The sequence below is a fragment of the Luteolibacter algae genome (assembly GCF_042683045.1).
Taxonomy (GTDB): Bacteria; Verrucomicrobiota; Verrucomicrobiia; order Verrucomicrobiales; family Akkermansiaceae; genus Luteolibacter; species Luteolibacter algae.
The window spans coordinates 620824-633697 of the sequence record NZ_JBHUIT010000002.1 but is presented as its reverse complement, the minus strand read 5'-3'; the positions used below and the strand labels follow the sequence as shown (position 1 = coordinate 633697).

Here is a 12874-nt window from a genome sequence, read left to right as displayed (position 1 = left end):
CCCCCTTTGGTCCGACCAGGAACCTTCCCGCTTGCCGCGAAAGCATGGGGGGGGCATTTTCCCGATGTGCCAGAAATTCTCATCACCCTCGGCGATCCTGCAGGAATCGGGCCGGAAGTCATTGATCAAGCCCTGTCTTCCAAAAGCCTGCCTGCCGGGTTTACCTTCCGTGTCATTGGCGATCGCTCAGCCGGCAAGCCGGGCTTTCCGGATAAGAAATCCGCCAGCGCTGCCCTAGATGCACTGAAGGAATCCACCCGGCTACTACGCGAGACTGATGCGGCGGCAGTGGTCACCGGCCCTGTTTCGAAAGAAGGACTCCAATCCATCGGTTTCCAATACCCAGGGCAGACCGAATTCTTCGCCGCCGAGCTCGGTGCGGAAAAGCATGGAATGCTCCTTACCGGCCCAACGCTCAGCGTGGGGCTCGCGACGATCCATGAAGCTCTCGCCGAGGTCCCCCGCTTACTAACCCACGAAAGCATTCTTGAGATTGGCCAGCTCACTGCAGAATTTCTGAAACAAAAAGGGTGTGCCGGACCCCGTATCGCAGTCTGCGGATTGAACCCCCATGCAGGCGAAAACGGCACGTTCGGGAAGGAGGAAATCACCACCATCGCACCGGCAATCGCGGCCCTCAACGACCTTAAGCTGGCTCGCTTCACCGGGCCGCACGTTCCCGATGCGATTTTCCGCGACGCAGCCCAGGGGAAATACGACGGGGTCATTGCCATGTATCACGATCAAGGCCTGATTCCCCTCAAACTATTGGATTTTGATGAGGCCGTGAACGTTACCCTCGGCCTGCCGAAACCAAGAACCAGCCCTGATCACGGAACCGCATTCGGAATAGCCGGCAAAAATCTCGCCAGTCCGGCATCCATGTTGGCAGCGATCCGGCTCGCCTGCACTTTGGCCGGGCGGTGACTATTTTCGAACTCCCAGCCCTCTGTAGATACAACCGAAGAGCAGCCAGCAAACGACGATCATCGAGGATAACACCCACCAGAAGACGTCCCAGCCCCGGCCGCTTTCATCGACGACAGTATCTCGTAGCCATCCGCAGAAGAAGGCGCCCACCAGTGGTCCGACGCCGCCGGCCATCACAGCCAAAAGCCCCTGTGCCTGCCCGCGCAATTCCGGTTTCACTCTCCGGTTCAGGTAAACTTGGACCGTGATGAAATAAATCGTGTAGCAGACTCCGTGCATCGCCACACCCGTCGTGTGCCATGCCATGACACCCGTCATTCCCCCGTATCCGCTAAGTGCAAAACGGAGGGCGGAGAGCCCCATTCCCCACATCAGGAGTGTCTTCAATCGATACTTCAGCATCAATGAACCCAGCGCGAACATTGCCACAATTTCACTCCATTGGGCGACAGTCATTGTTGCGGTTGGCGTTTCGTCTCCGAGCGCCTTGAACAGCTCGGGCGAATACATGTAAAACGCTGCCAACGGCACGGAAAAGCAGCCGGTAATGATCAAAACCGCGGCATGATCGCGGTTCTTGAACAGCACGAATCCTCCCAGCCCGAGAGCGCTGCGCCACGATCTACCCTGGCCGAGAGGAGGTGTCGCCGGCAGCATGAAAGCGAGGACACCGGTAACAATCCTTGCCAGCGCGGAGGCATATCCGGAGACGGGGCTGACATCCGCATTCATGGCGTAGCTTGTAAAAAATCCAGCAACCATCCACCCAAACGTCGCTGCGACACGAACCAGAGGATATCGTTTTTCTCCATTGGAAAGATGAGTCAGGCTGATCGTCGTAACCAGTCCCCAAGTCGGGCCGGAAGCAATGGAATACAAGGTGAGTCCGGCAAGAAACCAACCAACCCCGAGATCAAAATCCAGCGCTGCAAAGGCAATGACTAGCGTGATGGAACATGCGAAGGAGCACCACCCGAGAAGCTTCTGCGCCTGCATCCGCTCATCCGCCATCGCCCCACCGATGAGCGGAGACACCAGAGCGCATATCGGCGGAATGGCAAAAGCCCAGGCAATCCACTCGCCCATGCCTTCCGCCCGAAGAAGATTCGTCAGCGCGGGAATCCAAAAGCCCGGCCCCATGCCATGAAAAAAGGAGACGAGCCAAAGCTTCGTAAACACTCCTTTTTTCTCATCGGTCATTTCCACGCGGCTCTGGATAGACGTATTTACTGTTCATGCAAGCGTGTTGCACGATCGCGGGCCCGGAGAATTTCAGCAGCACACCTGTCCGCCTCCGCCAATACAGGGCGGTCACAGGCCGGCGCATCGAAATCTTCTCCAGAGAATCCATTGATGAAATAGCCCTCCGCCTGCAGTTTTTCCAAACCACGAATGACCCGTGAGTCACCTTTCAACCGTGGCATTGGCAACACGCCGACTCTGGCTCCACTCGTTAGTGCCTCATAGATCATCGAAACGGAATCTTCCGTCACCCAAACTTCCTCCACCTCCGAGAGCTTTTCCGCCAACCAACCCGGTTCTGTTTGTTGATGAGGGAAAATTGCCAGTCCCGGGAGTTTCTCATGCAGCTTTGTGATAAATGTTCCGGGCGTCCGCCGTGAATCCGCCACCTGCCACTCGCCATCCTTGGCAATCGTGGAAATTCTCCCGATCAGCCCGTCTTCGTCATACCCATGGGTCTTGGAAGGCCCCCCGATCAAAAAAAGTTTCCCCGATTTTTCGCGTCGCGAGACGCGCACCCGGTTCAATGCACCCTTGCTCAGAATGAGATTCTTTCCTCCGGGAAGATCCGGGAAATCGTGCTCAGGCGCGATGCACCAGCCAAACCAAGCCAACGGTAAGCTTGGCTTCATCAATACGATACTGCACGCGCGGTAGTATCTAGCAAGCCACAGCAACGGGACGTGTGTCGCATGACCTGTCGAAATGACAAAATCCGGCTTCGGGTAATTTTTGCTCTGTTGGAGAGCTGCAGAGGTTCTACTCAAAAAATTCTTCGTCGTATCGAGCCTGAGCAGCTGGATCTCGGCAGCTCTTGATCGCGCAATCGCCTCTGCAAGCCCCAGCGACTGGTTCTCGTGACCCGGCTTGCCATCGCTGATAATGAGGAGTTGGATTGAATTGCTCAATATGCCAATGAAAATGATCAGCGATGCCATTGATGGCAAAGAGAATCCTCCATTTGTGCGACACGATCCCAGGTGCTACTGTAGCTGATGCGTTCTAAAAATATCCGGGGAGTTGTTTCAGCGGTCCTATTCGGCCTCATCCTTCCTGTATTTGCGCAAAATCCCGCAGTGATCGAAACTTCAGAGCTAAAGGACTTTTCCGAGCTGGAGAGCCGGCGTCGCGAGCTACTTGAAACCGCCATTGAAACCGCGAAGGAAGTAACCGGAATGCCCTACCTGTATGGCGGGAACACACCTGCGGATGGCGGATTCGATTGCTCTGGAGCCATCCATTTTATTCTCCACAAAATCGGGCTGAATCCGCCGCGCACCTCCTCGGATCAATACCTTTGGGTGAAAAAATATTCGGAGATCCATACCGTATCGAGCGCTGCCACCTCTCCGGATGACCACAGTCTTGCCCAGTTGGAGCCCGGCGATCTTATTTTCTGGTCCGGCACCTACGAGCCCAATGACCAACGGCAAACAAAGATCACCCATGTCGCGATCTTTCTCGGATACGAGAAAAAAGACGGCCGTGCGGTAATGATCAATGCGACCAATGGCCGCTCGTATCGCGGTAAAAAGGGCAATGGCTTTGGCGTCTACGATTTCCGCATCCCGAGCACGGCGAGCAAGTCCCGTATCGTAGGCTACGGCACCCCGCCGGGACTCCTGAAATAAATCCAAGAGCCTATCTCCGAAGGAACGTGATCACTCGGCAAGGTCTTCATTGTAGAAAACCTTAATGAATTTCATGTTCCGCGTCTCATCAAACCCATGTTCCAGGAATTTGTCCGGCTTTGTTGCAACCGACGATTTTAGCTTCATCTCTATGCCAGTATCCAACTTCATCACTGTTTTGAGCTTTTTCTTGGCTTTGGTGACATCTTTTTTCGAAATCTCGAATTTATCCTCCAACCGCTGGCCCTGCTCTTCCTCCATCTTGCTGCGATGCTCGGCGAATTTTTCTTTCACCTCCGGACTTTTCAGAACGACCTCCTCAAACTCTTTTAGATCGAAATTTTCCTTTTCCTCGAAATAGGTGATCGCATCTCTTGCCGCACTGGATGCGTCCCAGGGCGGAGTCTCATCGTCCAAAGGTTTTGGCGCAGTTTTCTTCTCATTTTCGAGAAACGACACCGCCATATTTGCGAATTTATTCGTCAAAAACGGACTGTCTGTAATTGGCACTACTGCGAGGAAATCCCGCACCCAGAACCGGGATTCCGATCCGCTGCGGTCGAAAGTCAGGACGTAATACCCCTTGGTCGCCAAGTGATCCAGAATGAGACAACCCTTATCAATTTTCTCGGGATTGATCCCCTGCTCGGTATGTAGCTCCAGATCTCCATCTCGCGTGGAAATACTAAGAAAGGGAACAACGCTTTCTGATTTGAGAATGCACAATCCCTGGACCATCTCACCATCCAGCTCGATGTCTTTGATCATCGAAATACAGAGATCGCCGGACTTGATGTTCGGGTGGTTTGATTTGGCGTAGAGGCGTTTTGCGATGTCGCAACCCTTTTCCAATAACCCGCTTTCCGAGGCAAAAATCGCGGCGGTCAGGGAGTTCATCTCGTGCTGCGCAAGTGATGAGTAATGATTGAAGCGGTGCGCGGTGAGATTTTTAAACGGTTTTAGAAAGATGGAAGCCAGCATGGGCTGATCGCTCTCGGTGATTTTGAAAACCTCTTTTGAGGTTTGCAGGGGTTCCTCGCGTTGCGGGTGACCGACCTTTGCGAGAACCAATCCTGTGGCGATAGCGGAGTTGAAACGAATCTTCGATGGCATGGGAGGAGCAAGCTAGTCCCAGACTCGTGTTTGGAAACTCTGAAATTCGGGAAGATTGCATCAATGCAAATTTCCCGGGAACCGGTAGTTCAGCGGAGCTCCCCGCCCATCATCGCCTGATAGGTTGGGTCGATATCGCGGAGCTCGTCGTGGCTCCCATCGCTGATGATTCTGCCATTTTTGAAAACCAGAATACGATCGGCGATGCGGATAGTGCTGAAACGGTGGGCGATGATCAAGGTCGTCCGCCCTTTTACCAGCTCGGCCAGCGCTTGTTGCACCATTGCCTCACTTTCCGTATCCAACGCACTGGTCGCTTCGTCCAGAATGAGAATCGGCGCATCTTTCAGGAAAGCTCTCGCGATAGCGATCCGCTGGCGCTGCCCTCCGGAAAGCAAATCCCCCCGCTCGCCGACAGAAGTTTCATAACCATTGGGGAGCTTACTGATGAAGTCATGGGCGAAAGCTTTCTTCGCTGCCGTTTCAATTTCTTCCCGGGTCGCATCCTGTTTCCCGATTCTGATATTCTCTTCCAATGTCCCGAGGAAGAGCGAAGGTGTTTGAGGAACCACCGCAATATGATTGCGCAGGTCACCTTTCAAAAACTCGCGGATCGAAACGCCATCCAGCTGAACTTCGCCAGCTTGTGGATCATAGAAACGGGGCACCAAATGCGCGAACGTCGATTTACCCGCACCGCTGGGTCCTACCAGAGCAACTACTTGCCCTGCTGGAATATGAAGATCCACATCATGCAGCACCGGAAGCTCATTGTAGGCAAAGGTCACGTCCTTGAAAGTGATTCCTCTCACTGGGAGCGGACAGGGCTTTGGATGCTCCGGCTCCAAGATCGTATCATCGGAGTGAAGTATGAACTCAATCCGGTCCACCGAAGCACCGCCCTGCTGAAAGAGGGAATGAATATTTCCGAGCTTTTTCATCGGCTCGTAGGACATGTATAACGCCATCCCCAAGGCGAGGAATCCCTCCAAGGTCATGCCTGCCCGGACACCGAAGTAAAGCGCTGCGGCAAATCCTGTGGCGGCAACCACTTCGATGGAGGGGGAAATAATCTGACGATATTTCACCACCTTCATTCCCAGCCGGAAAATTTCGGCAATCCGGCTCCGAAAACGGCTGACCTGCATCTCCTGGAGATTGTATGCCCGGATCTCAAGGGCTGATTGCAGGCTCTCCGATAGCGATGCGGATAAATCTCCCCCCTTTTCCTGCAAGGCACGGGCTCTCCGGGTGAGCTTTTTCCCCGCGGAGCGAATCAGAAGGATACAAAGTGGCACCGTGAGGAGGGCGATGAGTGCGATAAACGAACTGCGGTCCTTGAAAGCCAGATAGCCGACAGTGGCCAGAGCGAACAGCAAGGTTGCCGGCTGTTTGATAAGATCGCTGGACGCCTGGGCGATCACCTGTTGGAGCATCTGCGTGTCATTCATCAGCCGCGCCAGCAGATCTCCGGATTTGTTGCGCTTGAAAAAGGCCAGAGGAAGCTGCTGCAGCTTCACGAAAAGATCCGTGCGGATCGATTCCACAACCCGCATCCCCGCATGCTGGATGAAGTAGGCGTTGGTATACCCGGCGATCGCGCGGACCAAAAAGACCGCAGGGATCCACAAACAGGTGTAAATCAGCAAATCCTGCCTGGAAATCTCACCAATCCTGGACGTCAACCATGCAACATACCATTTCGATTGATCCACATTCTCATTAAATAGAACGGGAAAAACCACCTTGGTCATCAGCGGCAGACCTGCTCCCGAAGCTGCCGCGTATATGAGCCCGGCGGTTACACCGAGCGCGAACTGACCTTTCACCATCCAGAGATGGCGATAATATGGGAAAAACTTTTTCAATGGCTTGTCCGTGATTCTTTTCCACCTGCCACTTCCGGGCAAGCAGCGAATCGCACCACCCGCCAACGCGAGGGTGCGCAGGGTGACCACAATCAGCTAGATCACACTTCCAGAAGCAAGCGGTGCGGAGCTTCCAGATAGTCTTTGATCCGGATCAGGAAAGTAACGGCTTCCTTGCCATCCACCAAACGGTGATCATAACTTAAGGCCAGATACATCATCGGACGGATGACGACCTGCCCGTTCAGCGCAACCGGACGCTGCTGGATGGTATGCATACCGAGGATCCCGCTTTGTGGAGGATTCAAAATCGGGGTGCTCAGGAGAGAGCCGTAGACCCCGCCATTGGAGATGGTAAAGACCCCGCCTTGAAGATCCTCGATGGAAATCTTGCCGGATTTTCCCTTCGCGGCGTAGTCGAGAATGTCCTGCTCGATCCTGGCAAAGGATTTCTGGTCGCAGTCCCGCAGCACAGGAACGATCAGTCCCTTATCGGTGCCAATGGCCACTCCGATGTCATAGAAATGGTTCTCAATCACATCCGTGCCATCGATACGGCCATTGATCGACGGAACATCTTTCAACGCCTGGGTCACCGCTTTCACGAAGAAAGACATGAAGCCTAATTTTACTCCATGCTTCTTGACGAACTCCTCCTGGATGCTCTTCCGCAGTTCCATCACCGCTGACATGTCGACTTCATTGAAGGTCGTGAGGATGGCGGCGGTCTGTTGTGCATTCACGAGATGTGTCGCGATTTTGCGACGCAGCATCGACATTTTCTTACGGGTCGTGCGGCCTTCACTGGATGTGGCAGCCTGGGCTTTCTCCTCTGGAGCGCTCGCCAATACGGAGAGATCCGGCTTTTGACGGGAAGTTTGGGAAGACGCAGCCGGGGCAGGAGCCTCGTTCTTTGCAGGTGTTTCCGCTGGAGCAGCTACCGGGCTGGAGGCTGGCTGCGGCGACGGACTTGCCGCCGCTCCGGATCCAGGGGTAATGGTGGCAATCACTTTTCCAATGGCCACTTCTTCACCTTCAGGTGTGAGAATTTGTATGGTTCCGGAAACAGGAGCTTCCAGTTCATTGGAAACCTTGTCCGTATCCAGAGTGACGAGAGTTTCTCCTTTTTCGACATACTCCCCGTCTTTTTTGCGCCATGCAGCCACGTTGGCCGAAGTGATCGATTCACCGGCTGCGGGAACTTTGATTTCCACAGGATCCTTCGAGTCTACGGCAGGCTCGGGGGTGGAAGCCGGGGCGGCCTGGGGCGGAGCTTCTCCGGTGGTTTCAAGCTTACCAATGATAGTCCCGATCGCGACCTCTACACCCTCTTCCACGGTGATGCTGAGAATTCCATCGGCCTCAGCCTCGAGCTCATTGGAAACTTTGTCCGTCTCCAGACTTACAAGAGGCTCCCCTTTTTTGACGGAGTCACCATTGCGTTTATACCACTTGGCAATATTTGCGGAAGTGATGGATTCGCCGGCGGCCGGCACTTTGATATCGATAGCCATGATAAAAATAAATAAGTGGTGGGAAAAATCAGATTTCGAATGCTTTGCCAAGCAGGGCTTTTTGCTCGCGATAATGCATCGCCTTGGAGCCGGCAGCAGGACTTGAGCCGGGCTTGCGTCCTGCATAAAGCGGTTTGCTGCCCAGGGTTTCCTCAAGCAATGGCGCGATGTAAGTCCATGCTCCCATGTTCTTCGGCTCCTCCTGGCACCAGACGTAACGGTTTACATTCGGGAACCGGCTCACGATGGAGCTCACCATTTCGCTGTGGAAAGGGTAAAGCTGCTCCACACGGATGATTGCGACATCCCCGAGGTTGTGTTCCTTGCGGTGAGCCGCCAGATCGTAATACACTTTCCCCGAGCAGAAGATCACCCGATTGACCGCCGAAGGATTTTCGAAAGGAGTCGGGTCGGGAAGAATTTCCTGGAAGGAAGTGCCTTCTAGGAAATCTGATTCGCTGGAAACGGCTTCCGGGCGGCCAAGAAGGCTCTTCGGTGTCATCAGGATGAGCGGCTTACGGAAGTCACGACGCTTTTGACGGCGTAATGCGTGGAAATATTGGGCCGGAGTGCTGAAATTTCCCACAATCAGGTTTTCCTCCGCGCAGAGCTGAAGGAAACGCTCGAGGCGGGCACTGGAGTGCTCCGGTCCCATGCCTTCGTAACCGTGCGGAAGCAGCATCACCAGATCGCTCGGGGTCTGCCACTTCGATTCAGCGGAGGAAATAAATTGGTCGATGATAACTTGCGCACCATTGGAAAAGTCTCCGAACTGGGCTTCCCACATCAGCAGCATACTCGGATATGAAAGCGAGTAGCCGTAATCGAAACCAAGCACCGCAAATTCGGAGAGAAGAGAATTGTAAACGCAGAACTTCGCCTGATCCGCCGATAGGTTTTCCAGCGGGATGTAACGCTCGCGGGTCTCGTAATCGTAGAACACCGCATGACGCTGGGAGAAAGTGCCACGTCGGCAGTCCTGGCCGGAAAGCCGGACCGGAGAGCCTTCGAGCAACAGCGATCCGAAAGCCAGAGATTCGGCAAACGCCCAGTCAAAAGGTCCGCCATTGGACAGGGCTTCCACGCGGCGCGGAATGAAGCGCTTCTTCAGCGTTGGATTGAGCGTAAAGGTATCGGGAACATTGGTGAGAACTTTCCCGATACGCTGTAACATATCGCGGTCAATTCCCGTTGGAACCGGATCATGGTTGTAAGGTGGTTGGATCACCGCCGTGGAGCCGCTGAATACAGTGCGGTCACCGGCTTCGGAAAGCTTCACCATTTTCTGGTGACCTTCTTCCAGTCGATCCCAGATTGCCTGCTCAAGAGCGTCCGCATCCTCTTTGCTGAGCACATTTTCCGAGACCAGCTGACGCTTGTAGACCTGGCCGAAGGTCTCACGGGCGGCGATTTCCTTGGCTACGAGTGGCTGGGTGAACGCCGCCTGGTCCGCTTCGTTGTGACCCTGGCGGCGATAGCAATACATATCGATTACCACGTCCCTTCCGAATTTTTGCCTGAACTCCAGTGCAAATTGAGCCGCCCAGTAAAGCTCCATCGGCTCCTCCCCATTGACGTGGAGGATCGGTGCTTCAATCATCTTCGCCACATCTGTCGCATAGGATGAGGAGCGGGCATCGGCCGGCATGGTGGTAAAGCCGATTTGGTTATTGATGATAAGATGGATGGTTCCGCCGGTGCGGTAGCCCGGAAGCTGGGAAAGGTTCAACACCTCGGCGACAGAACCCTGTCCGGCAAAGGCAGCATCGCCGTGAAGCAGAATTGGCAACACACGTTTGCGGTCTGTGGCTACACCATCATCTCCAAGCACACGCTGACGTGCCCGCGCTTTTCCTTCTACCACAGGATTGACAGCCTCCAGGTGACTTGGATTCGCGGCAAGGCTAACGCGGACATTGCCGTCGGGAAACTCGCGGATGCTCTCGTAACCCAAATGATACTTCACGTCCCCATCGCCTGCGACCAGGCCCGGCTCATAGTTGGGCGTGAATTCGTAAAGCAAGGTCGTCAGAGACTTGCGGACAAAGTTTGCAAGAACGTTCAAGCGCCCGCGGTGCGCCATCCCCATCTCAATCTCAAGAACATCCTGACGCGGGCAGTTTTCCAGAATTGCGTTCAGAACGACCATGGCGCCCTCGCCTCCTTCCAGGGAGAAGCGTTTTTCCCCAAGGAATTTTTTCGCGAGGAAATTTTCGAAAGACTCCGCCTCCAGGAGCCAGCGGAGGGATTTGATCTGTAGTTCCGGGGTTTTTTCCGCACCTTTCGAGCCATGATGCTCGATACGCTCGCGCACCCAATGGCGGACGGTGGTGTTGTGAATGTGCATGAACTCAAATCCGATGAAACCGGAGTAGGTTCGCTTGAGCGCCTCGACCATATTTGCCAAAGGCATTTTTTCACCATCAAAGAAAAACGGATTGGAGGCCTCGCGGTTCATTTCCTCCTCGGTGAATTTGTACTCGCTGAGGCTCAGGCGCGGGTTGATCTCCGGCTCGTCATCAAGCGGATTGATGCGCGCCTGTGTGTGTCCAAGTGTCCGGTAATTGTAGACCAGGCCGACGACCTTTCCGTTGAATTCCAGATCCGCGCCAAGCTCGGGCGGCGCATCGGAGAGAACGGCAGACTGTTTCTGGACAGAGGCTTCAGCTTGAGCGGGTGCCCCCTTTTGTTTTGCCTGGGTCACGCCAAGTTCAAAACCTTCGAAAAATGACGACCACGTCGCTTCCACGGAGCCGGGGTCTTCGCACCACTGTGCATATTTTTCGTCTAGCAAATCCGCATTTAGTCGCGCCGAAACCGATGAATTCATGAGCTTTATGTTGAAGAGTACTCCGGCAAGAGGAAATTCCCGCTTGGCTGTCCGTGCACGGACATTAGTTAAAGGTCTCGCAGGCTTGCGTCAATCATTGCAGACTGAAAATATCCCCGCCGCACCACCCCGCATGATCGAAGTCACCAACCTATCCAAACGCTACGGCCGCCAGCTCGCCGTCCGCGATATTTCATTTTCCGTAGCCCGAGGCGAAATCGTGGGATTCCTCGGCCCGAACGGAGCCGGTAAAACCACCACGATCCGGATGCTCACCGGCTACCTGCCACCTTCAGGAGGCTCGGCAAAAATCGCGGATTTCGATATTTTCCGCCAGTCCATCGAGGCCCGTAAGCGCATCGGTTATATGCCGGAGAACGTGCCGCTCTATGATGATATGCGGGTGCGGGAGTTCTTGTCTTTCCGTGCCCGCATCAAAGGTTTGTCCAATAGTGATGCGCGCAGGAGAGTCTCCCATGTCATCGAGACCTGTGGACTGGAGGGCGTAAGACGGAAAATGATCAAGACACTTTCCAAAGGCTACCGTCAGAGAGTGGGCCTGGCGGACGCACTGGTTCACCAGCCAGAGCTACTCATTCTCGACGAGCCAACGAATGGGCTGGATCCAATCCAAATCCGCCAGATCCGGGAGTTGATCAAGCACCTCGCCCTCAATCATACCGTTTTGATTTCCACCCATATTCTCTCGGAGGTGGAAATGATCGCAAACCGCGTAATTATCATCGATTCCGGAAAAATCAAAGCGGCCGACACTCCCCAGAATTTGATCGCGGATATGCGGGCCGCCGGCCGCGTGCAGTGTGAGATACAGGCACCGGCTGAAATCACCACCCCCGTCCTCGCCAATCTCCCACATGTGAAAAAGGTGAGTTCCGAACCTCTTGAGGACAACTGGATGCGCTCCACGCTCTGGTCGGATTCCGGCTCGGACACCCGGCAGACAATTGCCTCGATTGCTTCGGAAAACGGCTGGCCGCTGCGCTCGCTATTCCGGCACGAAGCGACGCTTGAGGACGTGTTTGTAGAGATGACGCGGAAGGATTAATTCCGCTCCAGATAAACGGGAAATACATAGGAAATCTCTGCCTGGCCGGAGCCGTGCTCTCCACAATATTCCCCGCCGAGGCGCGCTATGAATTCCTCCTGCCCGGGAAGCTGGGACGCGCGCTGAATCTCCCCGTCTGCATCCGGAAAAATCCATCTGCAGCGGAAGCCAATTTCCTGTGGGCTTGCGGAAATATTCACCTCACTGGGAGAAACCTTGTAGGAAGTCAGCATTTCACCGAGAGCATCCCCGAGCATTCGCATATCTGTGAAGATCATCTCGGATGTCGCTTGATTGATCCATTTTGCACTGGAATCCGGCAACAGCCGCATAGCCCGGGTGCTCCATAGCGTGTATAGATCCACCACCGGCACGGCCTTCTTTTCCGGCTCCACGAAGCGCAATGCCAGCGACTTCAAGGAATTTTCGATACTACCCATGTGCTTTCTCAACCGCGCCAATGAGGTCTGCACTTCTGCAGCAGGCGCTAAAAAGCCCAGCTGAGCGATCTCAATCTCCTGCGCATTGAGCTGATTGCGGAGATCGTGCGCAAAACGACGAATAATCGCTTCTGTAGCTTGCGGACTGAACGACCCCGGGGACGGATGGCTGATGGATGACATAGTTGGCTCGATAGAATTAGACCGAACACAAAACTAATTATCCAAGCGTATATATGT

The 12874-nt window shown here is 54.4% G+C and carries 10 protein-coding genes; 3 read left to right on the top strand and 7 right to left on the bottom strand.

Going from position 1 to position 12874, the window contains the following annotated elements; all coding sequences use genetic code 11:
• Positions 1-66: 66 nt before the first annotated feature.
• Positions 67-927: a 4-hydroxythreonine-4-phosphate dehydrogenase PdxA gene (gene pdxA, locus ACFSSA_RS03910; RefSeq protein WP_386818500.1), complete on the top strand. Its 861-nt coding sequence runs from the start codon at positions 67-69 to the stop codon at positions 925-927.
• On the opposite strand, the gene ACFSSA_RS03905 is transcribed toward pdxA, so the two are convergent.
• Entirely contained in the window at positions 928-2130 is a 1203-nt protein-coding gene (locus ACFSSA_RS03905) for an MFS transporter (RefSeq protein WP_386818498.1), read from the bottom strand.
• Between the two features lie 26 nt (positions 2131-2156).
• Positions 2157-3080, bottom strand: coding sequence for a mitochondrial fission ELM1 family protein (locus ACFSSA_RS03900; protein ID WP_386818496.1), 924 nt, complete (start codon positions 3078-3080; stop codon positions 2157-2159).
• Positions 3081-3248: 168 nt separating this feature from the next.
• Between ACFSSA_RS03900 and ACFSSA_RS03895 the strand changes: the two genes are divergently transcribed.
• Positions 3249-3803, top strand: a complete 555-nt coding sequence (locus ACFSSA_RS03895; RefSeq protein WP_386818494.1) for a C40 family peptidase — start codon at positions 3249-3251, stop codon at positions 3801-3803.
• A gap of 30 nt (positions 3804-3833) precedes the next feature.
• Here the strand turns inward: ACFSSA_RS03895 and ACFSSA_RS03890 are convergent, their stop codons facing one another.
• From ACFSSA_RS03890 to ACFSSA_RS03875, 4 genes are all read right to left on the bottom strand, one after another.
• Positions 3834-4916, bottom strand: a complete 1083-nt coding sequence (locus ACFSSA_RS03890) for a nucleoid-associated protein (protein WP_386818492.1) — start codon at positions 4914-4916, stop codon at positions 3834-3836.
• A gap of 89 nt (positions 4917-5005) precedes the next feature.
• A complete protein-coding gene (locus tag ACFSSA_RS03885) occupies positions 5006-6874 on the bottom strand; it encodes an ABC transporter ATP-binding protein (RefSeq protein WP_386818490.1) in 1869 nt (622 codons plus the stop codon).
• Between the two features lie 11 nt (positions 6875-6885).
• Positions 6886-8298, bottom strand: coding sequence for a dihydrolipoyllysine-residue succinyltransferase (gene sucB / locus ACFSSA_RS03880; protein WP_386818488.1), 1413 nt, complete (start codon positions 8296-8298; stop codon positions 6886-6888).
• Positions 8299-8326: 28 nt separating this feature from the next.
• A complete protein-coding gene (locus ACFSSA_RS03875; RefSeq protein ID WP_386818486.1) occupies positions 8327-11128 on the bottom strand; it encodes a 2-oxoglutarate dehydrogenase E1 component in 2802 nt (933 codons plus the stop codon).
• A 133-nt stretch (positions 11129-11261) separates the two neighbouring features.
• On the opposite strand from ACFSSA_RS03875, the gene ACFSSA_RS03870 reads away from it, so the two are divergent.
• Positions 11262-12194, top strand: a complete 933-nt coding sequence (locus tag ACFSSA_RS03870) for an ABC transporter ATP-binding protein (RefSeq protein WP_386818680.1) — start codon at positions 11262-11264, stop codon at positions 12192-12194.
• On the opposite strand, the gene ACFSSA_RS03865 is transcribed toward ACFSSA_RS03870, so the two are convergent.
• The gene (locus ACFSSA_RS03865) at positions 12191-12817 is read right to left on the bottom strand and encodes a hypothetical protein (protein ID WP_386818484.1); all 627 of its coding nucleotides are present in this window, start codon (positions 12815-12817) and stop codon (positions 12191-12193) included. The two genes, ACFSSA_RS03870 and ACFSSA_RS03865, sit on opposite strands and share 4 nt — an antisense overlap.
• Positions 12818-12874 lie beyond the last annotated feature (57 nt).

Excerpts from the sequence above, each read along its gene's own strand:
- ACFSSA_RS03905 (WP_386818498.1), bottom strand. The coding sequence starts at position 2,130 with ATGACCGATGAGAAAAAAGGAGTGTTTACGAAGCTTTGGCTCGTCTCC.
- ACFSSA_RS03890 (WP_386818492.1), bottom strand. The coding sequence starts at position 4,916 with ATGCCATCGAAGATTCGTTTCAACTCCGCTATCGCCACAGGATTGGTT.
- sucB (WP_386818488.1), bottom strand. The coding sequence starts at position 8,298 with ATGGCTATCGATATCAAAGTGCCGGCCGCCGGCGAATCCATCACTTCC.
- ACFSSA_RS03875 (WP_386818486.1), bottom strand. The coding sequence starts at position 11,128 with ATGAATTCATCGGTTTCGGCGCGACTAAATGCGGATTTGCTAGACGAA.
- ACFSSA_RS03870 (WP_386818680.1), top strand. The coding sequence starts at position 11,262 with ATGATCGAAGTCACCAACCTATCCAAACGCTACGGCCGCCAGCTCGCC.
- ACFSSA_RS03865 (WP_386818484.1), bottom strand. The coding sequence starts at position 12,817 with ATGTCATCCATCAGCCATCCGTCCCCGGGGTCGTTCAGTCCGCAAGCT.